This window comes from Anaerohalosphaeraceae bacterium, assembly GCA_035378985.1.
Lineage (GTDB): Bacteria > Planctomycetota > Phycisphaerae > Sedimentisphaerales > Anaerohalosphaeraceae > JAHDQI01.
Map to the genome: position 1 here is coordinate 100,224 of DAOSUR010000001.1, position 16,076 is coordinate 116,299.

Genomic DNA, 16,076 nt, shown 5'->3' on the forward strand with positions numbered 1-16,076 from the left:
CAGGAAAGATTGACTTTTTATTTTGCCTCCTTCGCCATCCCCCCACCTTTTGTCATCTCCGTGCATCCCCCATCATTCTGTTCACTGATGACTGATGCATTCCCTTTTTTCCCCGGGCTTTGCGCCAGGGGCTAATTTCCACACTGGCTGATTCGAATCCCGACGGCTTATTCTTTGGAGCCTGCGTCAGCAGGCGTCATCCGATAGCCCCGCCCGCAAGGGCGAGGAAAAAAGAGAACAAAAGCCCCATCTCCCCCGGGCTTGCGCCCGGGGCTATTTCCCATGTCAATTCCCAAGTATCCCCCGTCATTCCCATAAAGGCCCCCGTCATTCCCATAAAGGCCCCCGTCATTCCCATAAAGGCCCCCGTCATTCCCGCGCAGGCGGGAATCCATTTTTTTTCTGAAAGCAGCCAGTGGCCAGACTCCGGCAGCCAGCCGCTTTTTCCGTTATCTGGCCAATCCCTGATAACTGATGACTATTGACTGATTATTGTTTTTTTCTTGAAACAGCAAACAATCAGGATTAGTCTATTTTATGTACGCAGAAAAGGAGACCTTTTATGAAAAGCACGCAGATTATCATCATCTTCCTCCTAATCTTGAGCATTCTTCTCCAGTTTTACCTGTGTGTTATCCTGACCGTCACGCTCTTGCCCAATAGCAATCAGCGGCCGTTTTTCCAAAGACCTGCTGCTGAGGCACTTCCGCCCTCTCCTAAGCCCCTGATGAAAGGTGTTGTCCGGGAAGGGTTGACGTTTCCCCCGCTCGAATTTACTGACCTCGAAGGCAAAACCCACAATATCCAGGACTACCGCGGCAAGGTCGTCGTCATTGATTTCTGGGCAACCTGGTGCGGCCCCTGCAGGGCGGCAACCCCTCACCTGCTCGAAACCTACCACGCTTTCAAGGACAAGGGGCTGGTCATCCTGGGCATCTCGCTGGACAGCGACAAAAAGGCCCTGATCGATTATCTAAAGGCGCACGAAATCCCCTGGCCGCAGTACTTTGACGGCCTGGGCTGGGAAAACAAAATCTGGCAGCGGCTGGGTTCCGGCAGCATCCCCCTGATTATCGTCATTGACCGGCAGGGTATAGTCCGACATTCCGACATCAATCCCGGCCAGCTGAAAGACGCCGTCCAGCGCCTTCTCGAAAATGCCCCCGCTGCTCCCTCCGACGAACAGACATCCGGCTCCTGAGGCCAACCCGGAGAAATCCTACTATTAAAAAGTCTTTCGTGTTTGACAAACAAACACGCACCTGTCGAATCCTTCCCTTCGACCAAATCGGCCCGATGGCCGTTTCCTGGGATGGAAAACGCATGATTCGCTTTGACGCATCCTCCTTCTCCATCGTCGAGTTCTCCCTGCCTGCTCTTTAATAATTGTCTCTGAGCCAATACGAAGCCGCCTTCTTCCAGTCAGACAGGTTCACAGACCCGCTCCCGTTGAAATCCGCTCCCCCGCATCGTCCGCATGCCCCCATCAGCCACCATTCCGCCAGCCGTTCAACATCCAGCAAATCCACCCGCCCGTCCGCGGCACAGTCTCCCGGAATAAACTCAAAAGCCCCCAAATCCGGCCCCGCCTCCAGATACGCCAGTCCCACAACCGCCCCGGCATCGATCACTGCACTGCCGGCACGAAGACGGGCGAAACTGAGCCGCGGCAGAGAACCGTCCGCCTCGCGCGGACCATCGGCCTCCGCCGAATCCAGTCCAGCAAAATCGTCATCTGTCAGCACAAACCCATTCCACGAATTGAACTGATCATCAATCTCCTCATACATCAAAACCGACCCCAGATGCGACAGATTGTTCCGAAGCACATGCGCAGAATTATGCTCATCAAAATAAAAATTCCGGCCGCCGTTTCGAATCCCGCTGCACTGATAGACGGTCACGCCGGTAATATTCCCATTTACGTCAATACCGTGATGGGGGTTGTCGAAAGCCGCACAATACACCAAAAAATGCCCGCCGGAACCGGCTCCCAGCTTAAATCCGTTCCCATCCCCGGCAAAGGCGGCATCTCCCCAAAGATTGATTCCGTTTCGAAAGGCCCAGCATCGCTCAAATGTGACGGCCTGACTCGGCGGGTCTGTATTCCAGCAGTCATACCCGTCATCCGAATTGCTCCACGCCCGACACCCCTGAAGAATATTGCCCGCCCCGACCCCGAATTTGACGGCAAATCCGTCCGCATTTTCTCCATGATTGGCCGGGTCATAATTCTCATACGAATCGCAGTTCAGGAGCAGATTATAGGCCGCACCGGTATGCAGCTGAATGCCCGAATCTTCATTCCAGCGGGCTGTAATCCGCTCAATCTGATTATATCCGCCGGTAATGTACAGTGCATTATCGCCGGCATTCTGAATGACAAAATCGTAAAACACCCAATAGCTGCCGCTCAGTTCAATCCCGCGAGTTCCCGTGGGAGTGCCGGAAAAATCAAGAACAACCGTTTCACCGGGATAAGAACGCAGGGTGATTGGATTCAGCGAAGTTCCGCTTTTGCTGATGGAAACTTTTGCGGAATAAGGATGCTGTCCGCCTCGAAGGAAAATCGTATCCCCCGCTGAGGCCGCCGTAACGGCCCGGCCGATTGTTTTGAAAGGACTGCTGACGGTGCCGCTGTTGGTATCGCTGCCGGCGGGGCTCACATAATACTCCGCCGCCCAAACCCAAACCGGCCATCCAACCGCCAGCCAGACAAAAACCCCGCCTCCCCGCAAAAAGCTTCTCATCATCACACCCCCTAAACCGAAAATATCCCGCTTTTTAACCAAATCAGATATATTTTAACCGCAACTTCCCCGTCCTGTCAAGGAATCTATCCGGTTTTCCTCCCAAAACAAGGATTTCTGGACGCTTCTCCGCTCACGTTAAGGAGTCGAATTATAAAAAGTACAATCACACGTTTCTTCACACGCAGTACAAAGGAGATTGCCGCACTGGCCACACGGAGTTAATGCCGCTCCGCATTCAGGACAGTCAGGCCCGCGGAAAGACTGTACTGTATTCTGACCGGTTTTTTTCAGAATGCTGTTTACAAGAAGAGGAATGTCTTTTTGGATGTCTACCGTTGCTAAATATCTCCTCAGATTTTGAATAGCAACAGTTTTCTCCTGAGATATCTGAATAATCGAGGGGTCAACCCTTCCGCCTCTTCCGGCAAAGTCCCGAAGCGATGCATTTAACCTCGCCCAAGGCACAAAAGGCTTAATAATGTCACCCAGATTATTCTTTTGCAGCCAGCCAAACAAATCGTCGTCTGCAAGGTCCGCCTGTCTTTTATAGACAGATTTTAGAACACATTGCACATACAGCCCGTTGGGAAATGTAATTTGTTCGGCATCTCTTTTTTGAAGGGCTTCATGCAGTTCCGCCTTCTTCCTTTTTAAAAGTTCCTTCCATTGATTGATTTGGTTTTCCAGCAGACTAATTTCCTTCTGCAGAAGAACTATGTCTTCAACGCTCTTTTGCAAATCGTTTTTCGCCGCCACAGCTTTTGACTCCCAAGTTTCCGCTCTGATAATTTTTCAGATAAATAAGATCCTTCTCCTGCTCTTTTTTTTCTGAAATCAGCACCCATATCTTATTGTTGCGCAGCGAACAATAGAGCCTCCATTGCTTCCCGAGATGCCGTTCGTACCAGTCCTCCGCAGCATGAAGTTTTTTCCACTGCTTTTTCCAATTGTCCGGCCTTTCGCGGATTTCTTTAATATGCTGCCAAACTTTAAAAATGAAATCGGAAGGTAATTCCTTGTAAAGAACATCCCAGGAACCGTGGAGCAGTTCTACACCGTCCAGCAGAATTTCCACGGTCCGGCGATAAACAGAAAAAGTATCACTGGAATTCACATAGACGGACGATTCTGAAGTGAAAACGGACGCCTTCTGTGCAAAAGAAGCCAATTCATACTGTAATCTGGAACATTGGTTCTCCAGCCCCCTCTTTTCTTCCTCGAGTCTCTCAATCTCCTCCCCATAGAATTCTTCTAAATCTTTCGTTTGTTTTCTGAGCCGCTCGTTCTCCTCCTTGTATAACTCGAGCATCTCGGATGTCTCCAGCACTATTCCGCTGCGGAGCTGTTCAATTTCAGAATATTTCTCCTGCAGCTGCTTCTGCAGCTCCGCAATCTTTTTCTTGTGCCGGATGTTGTACTGTTTCCAGACGGACGCCTGTCTGGCAAGGCGTTCATAATCCTCTCTTTTGATGCCTTTTTCGTCGGCAGTTTTTGCTGTCAAAACCCTGCAGGAAGAAAGGGCATTTTTAATCGATTCTCTGTTCTCGTCCGAAATCCGGATATACCAGTCATACTGCAGGCCGTTGGAAGCCGGCCGAAAACTTTTATTGAAACGGAGAACCTTGACGCCGTTTTTCTGAAGCAGCTCAAGAACCATATTGCGAACCCGCAGAGACCCATTCAAAAGCAGATAATGATAGTACCCCTTATCATCATAATACCACTGACAGGTATTCATAAACAACGAAGATGATTCTCTTTTTGGGTAGGCAGCAAACTTGTCGCGTTCCATAGGGTCGCTCGTTCCCTTTAGGATGCAGGTGCAGATTACAAATGCATATCACAAGCAGATAATGCAGCAAAGCCGAAAAAACCAATCCCTTGTTCAGACCTCGACTTCGTCTGAAAAACTCACCCGTCCCTTTACAGAAAAAAGACCTGCCAAAGGGATGCGTTATGGGGGAACTTGTCTACGAAAGGTCTTCCTCGGGAAATTCGTCCTCTAAATCCGGCTCACCCTCCCCGCTCTCTTGCTCGGACCGCTCTTCGGCCATACTGAAATATTCTTCCCAATCCTCCGGCCCCCAATCTTCATAGTCCTTCGATTCTTCCTCCTCTTCATCCCAGAAGAAGCCGAACATAAGATCACCCCTTCCATGCAATCGAATCTTCGTCTAAAGTTTTCTAAAAATCTCCTAAGAACAAAAAATTCTGTCAGCATTTTTACAAAAATAATGCATCCTGTCAAAAAATTTCTGGCGGTCGGTTTTTGAATTTCGTGCTTCAAATTTTTCCTGACTCTGGTTGCTGGAAGCTGGTTTCCGGCTTCCGGAAACTCAACTCCATTCTTCGACACGGCCGCTCCCGCAGCTCCCTCAATCTCTCAAACCGTAAAATCCTCTTGACCTGCTTTCGAATCGACGAATAATATCGGAAAGACCCCATGAAAAGGAGAGAAAATATGAGAAGGCAAAATGTCGTGCGGCTCACATTAGGAATTTTGTTAACGGCAGGCGGGTGCTCGGTATACAGGCCGACTCCAAAAGAACTCCCGAGCTGCGCCAAGGCGGTCGGCGGCGGTCTGAAAATCTCCTATGAAGCGCCGGAAGACGGCGTCTGCTATCTTGTGGACCAAAGACTGTACCGGCTTCTTATAACAGAAACAATCGAGACAGGCAGTACCTTTGAATTTGACGTATCCGAAACCGATCCGGAAACGCTGAAACGATATGAAATTGAGCCCGCCTCAAAACTTGTTCTGTATTTTGCTCCGAAATCCTGTCTGACCGGCCAGAAGAAACAGCCCTGAACGCCTTCCGGAGCGGCTGCACAAAACGGCCGAATAAGACCGCCGGAACCGCCGGACTGTCAGACAGAGGATTCCGCAGCGGCAACCGCATAGGCGACCCTGACGACATCGGCCATCGGGCCGACATCGTGAACGCGCAGGATCGAAGCCCCTTTGGCCGCCGCAAGGGCGACGGCGGCGGCGGTGCCGAACAGCCGTTCTTTGGGGTTCTCCCGGCCGGTAAGCTGACCGATAAACCGCTTGCGGCTGACACCGACCAGTACCCGATACCCCAGACCGACGAACTCCTCCAGATGCCCCAGCAGAAGAAGATTATGTTCCGTCGTCTTGCCGAAGCCGATGCCTGGGTCGAGGAAAATCCGTTCGCGGCGGATACCAACAGATTCGGCATATGCCGCCCGGCTCAGCAGGTACTCTTTCACCTCCGCAACCACATCGTCGTAGTGCGGCTTCTGCTGCATCGTTTCCGGGGTGCCCTGCATATGCATCAGGACAACCGGCAGCTGTCTGTCGGCAGCCAGGCGGGCCATTCGCTCGTCCGCCAGAGCAGTGATGTCGTTGAGGATAGAGGCCCCCGCCCGGACAGCCGCCTGGGCAACGTCAGGGTCTCTGGTGTCAATGCTGATGGGAATGCTCACCCCGCGGGCCAGTGCTTCAATGACAGGGACAGCCCGTCGAATCTGCTCGTCGGCAGGAACAGGCCGAGAGCCCGGCCGTGTGGATTCCGCCCCGACATCCAGAATGGCCGCCCCCTGCTGCGCCATTTGAACTCCGGCAGCAACGGCCTTGTCCGGTTCGAAAAAATCCCCCCCGTCGCTGAACGAGTCCGGCGTGACGTTCAGAATCCCCATCACCAGCGGGCCGGCGGAGAAATCCAGCCGACCGGCGGGCCAGACAACTACCTGCGGAAGAGATTCCATCGTGATTTTTCCATCTCCACCTGAAACCCGATGCCGGTCAGTTTGGCGGCCAGCGTATCAGCCCCTTTGGGCAGCTTGACCAGAGTATTCTGAAACTCCCTGCGAACAGGATAGTCCCTGCGGAGGCGGTCAAAGAAGGCCCCCTGCTGCTCGGCGGGCACCTGCAGGATTTCCCGCATATTGAAATCGTCACGCCCGATGGGATAGACCTGCTGGACGATTTCGTGCAGGAGGACCTCTTCAGATGCCGACTGAATCTGCTCCGGGGTGATTTCGATTTGCGGCACAGCCGGCGGCGGCAGAAAATCCTTTTCTGTATACTGGGGGTCCACATTCAGGAACTTGCAGGCGGCCCGGTAAATCATCAAAAGACCGTTTACCTTGCCGTCAAACGAGTAGCCCGCGATATGAGGTGTAGAGATGTCCACATGACGAACCAGCCAGGGGTCGGGCGTCGGCTCGTTCTCCCAGACATCGAGAATAACCGCCGAGGTTTTGCCGGTTTCCATCGCCTTTTTCAGGGCGGCGGTTTCCATCACACCTCCCCGGGCGGTATTGATAAAGACAGCGCCTTTCCTGAGAGCGGAAAAGAAGATTTCGTCAGCCAGGTGGTATGTGGCATCGGGTCCGTCTTCCGTAAGCGGGGTATGCAGCGTGATAATATCGCAGGCCAGGGCTTCTTCCAGAGGCCGATATTTGCTGTCGGCGGTGATGCGGGCCAGCGGCGGGTCGTTCAGGACGGTTTCCATCCCGAGGGCCCGACATTTGGCATCCACCCGAGAGCCGACATTGCCGACCCCGATAATGCCGATGCGTTTGCCATCAAGGGTAAACCGACGGCGTTTGGCAACCAGCAGCAAGGCGGCAACAACATATTCGGCAACACTGTTGGCGTTGGACCCGGGGGCGGAGGCAAAAGCAATTTTGGCCCGCTGGAGATAATCGGTATCCACATGGTCGGTGCCGATGGTAGCCGTGGCGACAAACCGCACGCGGCTGCCGCCCAGTAGGACCTCGTTGACAGGCGTAATGCTCCGCACCAGCAGCAGGTCGGCATCGCGAACAACCTCCGGCGTAATCTGCCTGCCGGAGCAGACATAAACGTCACCAAGCGACGAGAAACATTCCTTAACAAACGGAATATTTTGGTCTGCAACAATCTTCACAAGAACCTCACAAAAGAATAGACGCCAGCGTAAAATAAATCAGAATGGTAAAGATATCCGCCAATGCCAGCGTAATCGGGCCGGCGGCGACTTTGGGGTCCAGTTTCAGGGCGTGCAGGAGGGCCGGAATGCTCAAGCCGAGAAAACAAGCCGTAGAAAGCGACAGAAGGATGCTGCCGCCGATAACCAAGGCCGGCAGTCCGGCACCGCGCCAAAGCCAGACAATCATTCCCACGGCCAGCCCGCAGGCCGCCCCGAGCAGAAGGGATGTGCCCGCCTCACGAACCAGCGAAGACAGATACCAGCGAAGGGTCGGACGCATCGAACGCAGGGCCTGGATGGTGACCGTCATCGACTGCATGCTCACACTCTCGCCCAGCCCCAGCACAAGGGTCAAAAAGAAGGCCAGCACAAGAGTCTTGGCCAACGTCAGTTCATACACACCAACCAGCAGGGCACAAATCGTACCGCTGGCGATGGTGGCCGTCAGCCAGGGAAAGCGAACCCGAAAGGCCCGAAGCGGGGAGGCATTCCGCAGCTGCGAGACCCGAAAGCCGATGATTTCGAAGACTTCGGCAATCCGCTCGCGTTCCGCCACGCTAAAGATTTCGTCCGTAAACATGCCGACGTCCACTACCCCGACAATCTGCTGTTTGTCGTTAACCACCGGAAGGGCCAGAAACCGATGAATCGCAAACAGCTCACAGGCATCAAAAACCGTCGCCGTATGCGGAATCGTTATGACATCGCGAATCATAATTTCAGACAGCCGTTCCTCCAGCGGCGCTGTCAGGAGCCGCCGGGTTGGAATCACACCAACCAGGCGTCGGTCCGCATCCACCACATAAAAATACATAATTCGGTCGCCCAGCTGACGGCTTCGGATGTCCTCCAGCGCCTGCCGAACGGTCCATTTCTCATGCAGTTCGGTAATGTCCCGCCCGGCAATCGTCATCACAGAATGATAAATGGGGTCTTTGGGTTCCATTTCTGTCGCTCTGCTGAACCGTCGTTTTCCAAAAGCATCAGTGTAAAAGGCCGGACAGCAGAGGGCAAGGACAAATTCAGCATACAAACGGGATGTCGGGCTTCTGCTCTTTTTGATTGCGATTCGGCCCGGGCCTGTTTATTCTGTTTTGTTTTGGAATCGGCAAAAACGAATGGTATCAGCAAATGGCGGACAGCGAATCCTACTCCATCGAACAGCCCGTTGAACGGCTGAACCTGCGTCTGCGGGATTTGAACCGTACGCTGGCGGCGCTGGCAGGCCCGGCTGTCTTTGAAAACCTGCTGTTCTCGCTGGTGTTTTTCGTGGACACCCTGATTGTCGGCTGGCTCCGGAACGAAAACTTCCTGGCGGCATCCGCCCTGGCGGGGCTGGCTATGTTCTTCATCAACGCCCCGTATATCGCCCTGGCAATTTCCACAGCATCGATTGTCTCGCGTTCGTGGGGCGAAGGCGATCGGCAGACGGCTTGCCGCTATGCCGCCCTGTCCCTGACCATTTCGTTTGCCACGGCGGCGGGGATTGCCGCCGTCGGCTATTGGCTTTCAGAACCAATCATTCGCCTGCTGGGGGCCTCAGAGGTGGTCCTGCCCGCCGGAAGCCGCTATCTGAAGATTCTGATGCTCTCCTGTGTGTTCGGGCTGCCGCTGTTTACCAGCAACAGCATCCACCGCAGCAAAGGCGATGTGATGCGGGCGATGTGGATTTCGGTCCTGATGAACATTGTAAATCTGGTTTCCAGCGTGGTTTTGGCGTTCGGTGTGGGAGTGCCGAAAATGGGCTTTTACGGGGTAGCCTGGGGAACGGTGCTGGCACGAACGACCGGGGCGGCGGTCTCCTTGGGAACCCTGTTTTCCCGCCGCAGCATTGGTTTGAGCTGGGATCATTTCCTCAAACCGACTCAGGTTATGCTGCGACGGCTGTGGTATCTGGCGGCTCCGGCCCTAGCGGAACGCCTGTCCAATACTTTTATCTATGTGCTGTTTATGCGGCTGGTGGCGATGCTGGGAACAACCGCTTTGGCTTCGCATCAGCTGGCCGTCCAGATGGAATCATTCGCGTATATGCCGGTTTGGGGGCTGGCGGTGGCGGCGACAACCCTGGTCGGGCAGGCGGTCGGGGCGCAGCTGGAGCATATTGCGGAATTCGCCGTCCGGCGGATGCTGGCGGTCTCGGCGGTCTTTATGGGGATATTAAGCATCGTCTTTGCCCTGTGGGGACCGCAGCTGGTTCGAATATTCGGGTCAACACCGCAGGTGCTGGACGGTGCGGGAACAGCGCTGCGGATAGCCGGGCTGGAGCTTCCGTTTATGGCGTTTACCTTTATTTTTATCGGAGCCCTGCGCGGGGCGGGCGATACCAAGTCAGCCCTGTATGTCGGGTTGGTCAGCACCGTGATTTTCCGGCTGGGAGGAACCTGGCTGCTGGCCTTTTCCCTCGGCTGGGGGCTGGCAGGTGTCTGGACGGCAACAGCCGCCGACTGGGCCGTCCGGGCGGCCGCCCTCTTCTTCTTTTTCCGAACAGGTGTGTGGAAAAAACTGCACCAGATCGAGAAGGCACGGTTCAGAGAATAGAAAGACACCCGTCTGACTTATCGGCGTTTCTGCGATAGTTCGCTGAACAGTTCCTGATAGACGGACTCGATGGTATTGACCATCGTTTCGGGGGCGAATTTGCCCAGAACAGAACGGCGGGCATTTTGTCCCAGCTGCATCCGCAGGGCGGGATTGTCAATCAGCTGCCGGCAGGCATATATGAGCTGCTGGACATTTTCGGGTTCAATGAGAAATCCGGTGGAGGGATTGACCACCTCGCGGGCCCCGTCAATGTCGAAACTGACGACGGGTTTGCCGCAGAGCATCGCCTGGGGCAGGACACGGGCCAGCCCTTCCCGCAGCGAGCAGTGCACAAGGAAATCGGAGGCATGGATGGCCAGCGGAATCCGAGAAGGAGGCAGAAGACCGGTAAAACGAAACCGTCCTTCCAGACCGGCACGTCGGATTTCCTCTTTCCGCTGTTCGGTCAGGATGCCGTCGCCGACGAAAAGCCAATAAACATTCGGACAGGCCCGAGCGAGAGTCTGGGCGGAACGAATGACATATTCGTGTCCCTTGAGGTGGAAGAGCCGGGCGATTTTAACAATAACAATCGCCTCAGCGGGCAGGTTGTACTGCCGACGAAAGGCCGCCTTGGCTTCCTCGGAAGGCGAATTGACAAACGGCTCTTCTTCAATGGCCGAATAGGCGGTCGTCCAGGGTTTGTCCAGGCCGATGCCGGCGGCTTTGGCCTGAGCCGTCATTGCATCCGCCACGGTCAGAAAGGCATCGGTTCGGCGGGCGGCAGCTTTTTCAACGGCAATATAAAAGCGATTCAGGAGACGGCTTTGATACGGATGAAACGCAAGCCCGTGAACGGTATGAACCACGAATGGACGAGCGGGATTTGCATCGGCAAGTCTGCCCTTTAAGGCCCAGCCGGCCCAGCGGCCCAGAATGCCCGCCTTGGCCGAGTGGGTATGGACAATATCCGGATTCAGACGGCGCAGAAGCCGCTTGAGCTTCCCATAAGCAGATAGATCCTTCATCGGAGAGATTTCCCGACAAAGTTCATCCAAGAGGACGATTTCGTATCCGTCTTTGCGGACCTCTTCAAAGAGAGCCCCTTCCGGACCGACAGCCGGCCCTGTAATCAGCACGACCTCATGACCGCGACGGGCCAGAAGACGGCAGGTAATGAGGGTGTTTTCCTGCGCCCCGCCGACAATCAGACGTGTGATAACGTGAACAACTTTCATTTCAGTAAAAAATCTCCATCAGACAAAGCCCGGCGGGCGGAGCGATAGGCCCCGCAGCGGCACGGTCTTTGGCCTCCAGAATCCGGTCCATATCCTCCGGCCGCCAGCGCCCGCGTCCGATTTCCACAAGGGTGCCGACAATGTTGCGAACCATATTATACAGAAAGCCGTCGGCGGCGATATCCAGCGTAATCCAGGGCGGGTCGCTCTGAACCCGGCAAAGCGTAACGGTTCGCACAGAAGACAGCCGCTGATCGCCTGCCGAGGCAAATGACTTAAAATCGCGGGTGCCCAAAAGCCGTTCGGCGGCCCGCTGCATTGCCTCGATATCCAGCGGATAGGGATAATGCCAGCAGCGGTGAATCTCGAGCACCGGGCGAATGGAGCCGTTGTGGATGGTATAACGGTATCGTTTGCTTCGCGTATCGGAGACGGCATCAAAAGAATCGGGCACCTCTTCCACAGCCGCCACGGCGATGTCCTCGGGCAGAAGCCGATTCAGGGCTTTTTGAAGATTGGCGGTCGGGACGGGACAGTCCGCCAGAACCGCATGAGCAACCTGACCGAGCGCATGAACGCCGGCATCTGTACGCGAGGAGCCGACAACCTCAACCTTTTGTCCGCACAGTTTTTCGAAGGCCTCCTCGATGGTGCCCTGAATGGTGGGCAGCCCCGGCTGGGCGGCCCAGCCGTGAAAGCGGCTACCATTGTACTGAATCGTCAGTTTGATCTTTCTTCTTTCCATCGCATAAAAAAAGGCCGGTTAAAAACCGGCCTATAGAGTACCTAAAAGGTGCCTGCTGTTAAAGCAGTTTCTCGGCGATTTGGACGGCGTTGAGGGCCGCACCCTTGCGGATTTGGTCGCCGGAAACCCACAGGTTGATGCCGCGGTTGTCCGGAATGGATTCATCCTGGCGAATGCGTCCGACAAATACCTCATCCTTGCCCGTGGCATCCAGCGGCATCGGGAACCGATTGTTGGCCCGGTCATCGATGATTTTTACACCCGGGGCCGTGCTCAGGAGCTGGCGGACTTCATCCGGTGTAATCGGATGGGTAAACTCAAGATTGATGCTCTCGCTGTGGGCCCGCAGGACCGGAACACGCACGCAGGTGCCCGTAATCGCAATATCCGGACAATGGAAGATTTTGCGGGTCTCGTTGACCAGTTTCATTTCTTCCTCGTTGTAGCCGTTGGGACCGATTTTCGAGTCGTGGCAATACACATTGAAGGCCAGCTGGTACTTGAGATTCTTGACGGTGACGGGTTTGCCGTCGAGAACCTCGCGGGCCTGCTGAAGCAGTTCGAGCATGGCGGACTGGCCCGCCCCGCTGGCGGCCTGATAACTGCTGACAACCATGCGTTTGACGGGGTTGGCCTTGTGCAGCGGCCAGACAACGACAATCGCAATAATGGTTGTGCAGTTCGGGTTGGCGATAATCCCTTTGTGCTTGTAAATATCCTGCGGATTGATTTCCGGCACAACCAGCGGCACATCGGGGTCCATCCGGAAGGCCGAGGAGTTGTCCACCACGACCGCACCGGCCTTGACGGCGGAAGGAGCAAATTCCTTGCTGCGCGCCCCGCCGGCGGAAAACAGGGCAATATCCACCCCCTTGAAACTGTCGTGTTTGAGTTCCTCGACGGTATATTCTTTGCCCTTGAGGGTGACTTTTTTGCCGACAGAGCGGCTGGAAGCGAGCATTTTGCACTGGTTAAAGGGGAAATTGCGTTCCTCGAGGATTCTCAGGAACTCCTGCCCGACCGCACCGGTTACCCCGGCAATTGCAATGTTTTTTGCCATTGTGTTTACTCCTGATTCTTTCTGGTTGTTTGAGCAGACTAATATATCTTTTACGTCTCCAAAAAGCAACAGATTCCAAAAAAAAGGCCTGCCGAAGGGTTCGACAGGCCTTGAAAATTGCGGCGAAATCCGGTTATTTGATTTCGTCCTCAATCCAGGCCAGCACCTGCTTGAGGTCCTCGAGAGTGATGTCGCCCATATGGGCCACCCGGAAGGTCTCATTCTTGAGCTTGCCGTAGCCGTTGCCGAAAAGGACATTGTGCTTGGCCTGAACGTTCTTAATCACCGTCGGAATATCAATACCGCGTGTATTTTTGACCGTGGTAAGGGTATTAGAAGCGTATTTTTCCTCACAGAAGAGCGCAAAGTGCTCCTTGGCCCATGCTCGGGCATATTCCCCCATTTTCTTGTGGCGTTTCCAGACATTCTCCATCCCTTCAGCCAGCAGACGTGTACACTGATAATGCAGAGCCATAATATGCGGAATTGACGGGGTTGTCGGCGTCTGGTCTTTTTCTGCCGACTTGGCAAAGGCCTGGAAATCAAAGTAATATCCCCGCTCGGGGACGGACTTGCTCTTTTCGAGGGCCCGTTTGCTGACGGCCGTTACAGTAAATCCCGGCGGAATCGCAAAGGCCTTCTGGACGGAGGCGAAAACCACATCCCAGCCGAGCTGGTCGAAATGAATGGGCAGACCGACCATGCCGCTGACGGCATCCACAAAAACCAGCACATCCGGGTATTTCTTTTTCATCATCTCGCTGATTTCATAAACCGGATTGGTCAGGCCGGTACTGGTTTCATTATAAACCAAAGTAATCGCAGCGTATTTCTTGGCCGAGAGGGCCTTGTCAATCAGTTCAGGCGTTGTGGCCTGTCCCCACTCAACCTTCAGCTCATCCACGATTCGTCCGCAGGAGCGGGCGACATCGGCCCATTTATCACTGAACGCCCCGCACATGGTGCACAGGACGGGTTCGTCCTTCTTGACACAGTTGCGGATACTGGCCTCCCAGATGCCCGACGCCGAGGAGGTGCACAGAAAGACATGCTGCTCCGTAAAGAGGATTTTCTTGAGCATGTCCACGGTTTCTTTGTGGAGCTGGGAGTATTCCTTGTTGCGGTGTCCCAGCGTCGGACGGGCCAGCTGCTGGAGGACTTCCGGCAGAACATGAACCGGGCCCGGGATAAAGAGTTTGGGGGGATTTTTCCAGTCTGTCATCGTGAACACTCCTGTTTTAAAGACCGTTGAACCGTTTTTTGCGGAACGGCACCGACCACATAAATCGTCAGGCCGCTGAACACTTTGGGATAGAAGAAGGTGGATTTTTGGGGCATTTTTTCGCCGGCTTCCGCCACAGCCCGGACATGGCTCATCGGGGTCGGATTCAAAAAGAAAACTGCCTGGGCCTGTCCGCTGTCAATGCGTTCAATCGAACGTTCGATGGCATCGCCTAAATCTTTGATGTAATCAATATGGGCTTGGCGGGCCAGCTTTTCATCGTTGATGTGAAGATGCTGTTCCAGAATAAGCCGATGGAGGATATTCACATCCAGCCGCCGAGAGGCATCGCTCATCTGAGGTGCAATGCGTATCATAGCCGGGGGATTTGTGAACGTGAGGACATAAAAAGCATTGCCGGCATAAAATCCGAAGGCGGATTTCTCCTGCGTCTGAAGCGTCTTCATTTGTTCGAACATCTTGGCGCAGGCCTGCTTTTTCTGGTGTACATCAGTCCATTCGAATCGGTCGATTTGAAAATCGGTTTTGAGGCCATCAAGCAGAGCCGATGCGGAAAAATCGGGCAGGCCCCACAGGAGCCGATGTGTCGGCTGAATGACAAGCCCTTCATTATAGGTATTCACAAAGGTCATCATCTGCCACTGGGCCTTTGGATTTTGGGTCTCCAGCCAGTAATTGAGGGCGGTTTCGTAGCGATGATGGCCGTCGGCGATGATGCCGGATTTGGATTTCATCATTTGAGCAAACCGGACAACGTCCTGTTCCTGCCGAATAATATACAGGCGATGCCGAACATTTTCCTTGTCTGTGAAATCAAGAACCGGCGATTCCTGCATCGCTTTTTGGATAACTTGCTCGGCTATCCGGGTCGGGTCGTCATAGAGCATAAAAATCTGTCCGAACTGAGCGGCCGTTGCCCGCATCAGATTCAGCCGATCCGCCTTGGGTCCATCGAGGGTCTTTTCATGAGGACGAATGCCCTTCCCGAAGGGTTCCAGCCGTCCCAGGGCGATAATTCCGCTGCGCTGATAATGTTTGCCCGCAATCGTAAAGTCCTGAACATATCCGTAAAGGGCCTCCTGCTCATCATAGACAAGGGCCTTTTGCTGGATAGCTTCCCGGAGATAGTCGGCAGCCCGGGTATAGACGTTGCACTGGTCATCATCTTCCGGATATTTCAGACCTTTTGTGGCCCGTACTATGTTATATGGATTAGCATGGTACAGATCCCGCTGGGCCTGTTCATCAATCACATCATAAGGTGGAGCAATACAGGTACCGGGGTTCCCAACTACTTCAGGATTAAAACGCAGAGCACGAAAGGGTTTTATATCCATTTTACCACTATTATCAAAACTTATGTTCTGTTTGTTTCTTTTATTGCACTAAATAGAACAATAAAATAGCCGTCCCGCACAACTGTTGGCGAATATAACAAAAAAAATAAAGAACGCAAAGAAAATTATATGATTTTTCTGCCAAATTCTACAAAGTTTTCGAATTCTCCGTAAACAAACATTCTTGCAGAATTTGAGAGGGCCTTTTAGAATAGACAATTCGCTCGGAAAGGACTTTTGCCA

Annotated in this window: 17 protein-coding genes; 4 read left to right on the forward strand and 13 right to left on the reverse strand. The window is 53.9% G+C overall.

Annotated features, from left to right (window positions below):
• Nucleotides 1-196 precede the first annotated feature (196 nt).
• A complete protein-coding gene (locus tag PKY88_00465) occupies nucleotides 197-358 on the reverse strand; it encodes a hypothetical protein (GenBank protein HOQ03672.1) in 162 nt (53 codons plus the stop codon).
• A gap of 204 nt (nucleotides 359-562) precedes the next feature.
• On the opposite strand from PKY88_00465, the gene PKY88_00470 reads away from it, so the two are divergent.
• Both PKY88_00470 and PKY88_00475 read left to right on the forward strand, forming a co-directional pair.
• Nucleotides 563-1,201, forward strand: coding sequence for a TlpA disulfide reductase family protein (locus PKY88_00470; GenBank protein ID HOQ03673.1), 639 nt, complete (start codon nucleotides 563-565; stop codon nucleotides 1,199-1,201).
• 38 nt (nucleotides 1,202-1,239) lie between these two features.
• Nucleotides 1,240-1,383: a hypothetical protein gene (locus tag PKY88_00475; protein HOQ03674.1), complete on the forward strand. Its 144-nt coding sequence runs from the start codon at nucleotides 1,240-1,242 to the stop codon at nucleotides 1,381-1,383.
• Here PKY88_00475 and PKY88_00480 read toward each other — a convergent pair.
• The 4 genes from PKY88_00480 to PKY88_00495 all read right to left on the reverse strand — a co-directional run bounded on the left by PKY88_00480 (nucleotide 1,380) and on the right by PKY88_00495 (nucleotide 4,894).
• Complete coding sequence (locus PKY88_00480) at nucleotides 1,380-2,753, reverse strand: right-handed parallel beta-helix repeat-containing protein (GenBank protein HOQ03675.1); 1,374 nt, start codon at nucleotides 2,751-2,753, stop codon at nucleotides 1,380-1,382. The genes PKY88_00475 and PKY88_00480 overlap by 4 nt on opposite strands.
• A 135-nt stretch (nucleotides 2,754-2,888) precedes the next feature.
• The gene (locus tag PKY88_00485; GenBank protein HOQ03676.1) at nucleotides 2,889-3,509 is read right to left on the reverse strand and encodes a hypothetical protein; all 621 of its coding nucleotides are present in this window, start codon (nucleotides 3,507-3,509) and stop codon (nucleotides 2,889-2,891) included.
• On the reverse strand, nucleotides 3,475-4,545 hold the full coding sequence (locus PKY88_00490) for a hypothetical protein (protein HOQ03677.1): 1,071 nt from the start codon (nucleotides 4,543-4,545) through the stop codon (nucleotides 3,475-3,477). Before PKY88_00490 ends, PKY88_00485 begins: the two co-directional genes overlap by 35 nt.
• Before the next feature lie 178 nt (nucleotides 4,546-4,723).
• A complete protein-coding gene (locus PKY88_00495) occupies nucleotides 4,724-4,894 on the reverse strand; it encodes a hypothetical protein (protein HOQ03678.1) in 171 nt (56 codons plus the stop codon).
• A gap of 320 nt (nucleotides 4,895-5,214) precedes the next feature.
• Between PKY88_00495 and PKY88_00500 the strand changes: the two genes are divergently transcribed.
• Nucleotides 5,215-5,562: a hypothetical protein gene (locus tag PKY88_00500; GenBank protein ID HOQ03679.1), complete on the forward strand. Its 348-nt coding sequence runs from the start codon at nucleotides 5,215-5,217 to the stop codon at nucleotides 5,560-5,562.
• Nucleotides 5,563-5,621: 59 nt separating this feature from the next.
• Here the strand turns inward: PKY88_00500 and folP are convergent, their stop codons facing one another.
• The 3 genes from folP to PKY88_00515 are packed head-to-tail and all read right to left on the reverse strand — an operon-like array spanning nucleotide 5,622 to nucleotide 8,636.
• On the reverse strand, nucleotides 5,622-6,482 hold the full coding sequence (folP, locus tag PKY88_00505; GenBank protein ID HOQ03680.1) for a dihydropteroate synthase: 861 nt from the start codon (nucleotides 6,480-6,482) through the stop codon (nucleotides 5,622-5,624).
• A complete protein-coding gene (locus PKY88_00510) occupies nucleotides 6,461-7,648 on the reverse strand; it encodes a 4-phosphoerythronate dehydrogenase (GenBank protein ID HOQ03681.1) in 1,188 nt (395 codons plus the stop codon). Before PKY88_00510 ends, folP begins: the two co-directional genes overlap by 22 nt.
• Nucleotides 7,649-7,655: 7 nt before the next feature.
• Nucleotides 7,656-8,636, reverse strand: a complete 981-nt coding sequence (locus PKY88_00515; protein HOQ03682.1) for a magnesium transporter — start codon at nucleotides 8,634-8,636, stop codon at nucleotides 7,656-7,658.
• Nucleotides 8,637-8,821: 185 nt separating this feature from the next.
• Between PKY88_00515 and PKY88_00520 the strand changes: the two genes are divergently transcribed.
• Nucleotides 8,822-10,228: an MATE family efflux transporter gene (locus tag PKY88_00520; protein HOQ03683.1), complete on the forward strand. Its 1,407-nt coding sequence runs from the start codon at nucleotides 8,822-8,824 to the stop codon at nucleotides 10,226-10,228.
• 17 nt (nucleotides 10,229-10,245) lie between these two features.
• On the opposite strand, the gene PKY88_00525 is transcribed toward PKY88_00520, so the two are convergent.
• The 5 genes from PKY88_00525 to PKY88_00545 all read right to left on the reverse strand — a co-directional run bounded on the left by PKY88_00525 (nucleotide 10,246) and on the right by PKY88_00545 (nucleotide 15,833).
• Nucleotides 10,246-11,448, reverse strand: a complete 1,203-nt coding sequence (locus PKY88_00525) for a glycosyltransferase family 4 protein (GenBank protein HOQ03684.1) — start codon at nucleotides 11,446-11,448, stop codon at nucleotides 10,246-10,248.
• A gap of 1 nt (nucleotide 11,449) precedes the next feature.
• Nucleotides 11,450-12,193, reverse strand: coding sequence for a tRNA pseudouridine(38-40) synthase TruA (truA, locus tag PKY88_00530; GenBank protein ID HOQ03685.1), 744 nt, complete (start codon nucleotides 12,191-12,193; stop codon nucleotides 11,450-11,452).
• A gap of 58 nt (nucleotides 12,194-12,251) precedes the next feature.
• The gene (locus PKY88_00535) at nucleotides 12,252-13,253 is read right to left on the reverse strand and encodes an aspartate-semialdehyde dehydrogenase (protein ID HOQ03686.1); all 1,002 of its coding nucleotides are present in this window, start codon (nucleotides 13,251-13,253) and stop codon (nucleotides 12,252-12,254) included.
• Nucleotides 13,254-13,386: 133 nt separating this feature from the next.
• On the reverse strand, nucleotides 13,387-14,475 hold the full coding sequence (locus tag PKY88_00540) for an alanine--glyoxylate aminotransferase family protein (protein HOQ03687.1): 1,089 nt from the start codon (nucleotides 14,473-14,475) through the stop codon (nucleotides 13,387-13,389).
• Nucleotides 14,472-15,833, reverse strand: a complete 1,362-nt coding sequence (locus tag PKY88_00545; protein HOQ03688.1) for a DUF1015 domain-containing protein — start codon at nucleotides 15,831-15,833, stop codon at nucleotides 14,472-14,474. The genes PKY88_00540 and PKY88_00545 overlap by 4 nt, the downstream gene beginning before the upstream one ends.
• Nucleotides 15,834-16,076 lie beyond the last annotated feature (243 nt).

Excerpts from the sequence above, each read along its gene's own strand:
- PKY88_00465 (HOQ03672.1), bottom strand. The coding sequence starts at position 358 with ATGGGAATGACGGGGGCCTTTATGGGAATGACGGGGGCCTTTATGGGA.
- PKY88_00520 (HOQ03683.1), top strand. The coding sequence starts at position 8,822 with ATGGCGGACAGCGAATCCTACTCCATCGAACAGCCCGTTGAACGGCTG.
- PKY88_00495 (HOQ03678.1), bottom strand. The coding sequence starts at position 4,894 with ATGTTCGGCTTCTTCTGGGATGAAGAGGAGGAAGAATCGAAGGACTAT.
- PKY88_00490 (HOQ03677.1), bottom strand. The coding sequence starts at position 4,545 with ATGGAACGCGACAAGTTTGCTGCCTACCCAAAAAGAGAATCATCTTCG.
- PKY88_00545 (HOQ03688.1), bottom strand. The coding sequence starts at position 15,833 with ATGGATATAAAACCCTTTCGTGCTCTGCGTTTTAATCCTGAAGTAGTT.
- truA (HOQ03685.1), bottom strand. The coding sequence starts at position 12,193 with ATGGAAAGAAGAAAGATCAAACTGACGATTCAGTACAATGGTAGCCGC.
- PKY88_00535 (HOQ03686.1), bottom strand. The coding sequence starts at position 13,253 with ATGGCAAAAAACATTGCAATTGCCGGGGTAACCGGTGCGGTCGGGCAG.
- PKY88_00500 (HOQ03679.1), top strand. The coding sequence starts at position 5,215 with ATGAGAAGGCAAAATGTCGTGCGGCTCACATTAGGAATTTTGTTAACG.
- PKY88_00540 (HOQ03687.1), bottom strand. The coding sequence starts at position 14,475 with ATGACAGACTGGAAAAATCCCCCCAAACTCTTTATCCCGGGCCCGGTT.
- folP (HOQ03680.1), bottom strand. The coding sequence starts at position 6,482 with ATGGAATCTCTTCCGCAGGTAGTTGTCTGGCCCGCCGGTCGGCTGGAT.
- PKY88_00480 (HOQ03675.1), bottom strand. The coding sequence starts at position 2,753 with ATGATGAGAAGCTTTTTGCGGGGAGGCGGGGTTTTTGTCTGGCTGGCG.
- PKY88_00515 (HOQ03682.1), bottom strand. The coding sequence starts at position 8,636 with ATGGAACCCAAAGACCCCATTTATCATTCTGTGATGACGATTGCCGGG.
- PKY88_00525 (HOQ03684.1), bottom strand. The coding sequence starts at position 11,448 with ATGAAAGTTGTTCACGTTATCACACGTCTGATTGTCGGCGGGGCGCAG.
- PKY88_00470 (HOQ03673.1), top strand. The coding sequence starts at position 563 with ATGAAAAGCACGCAGATTATCATCATCTTCCTCCTAATCTTGAGCATT.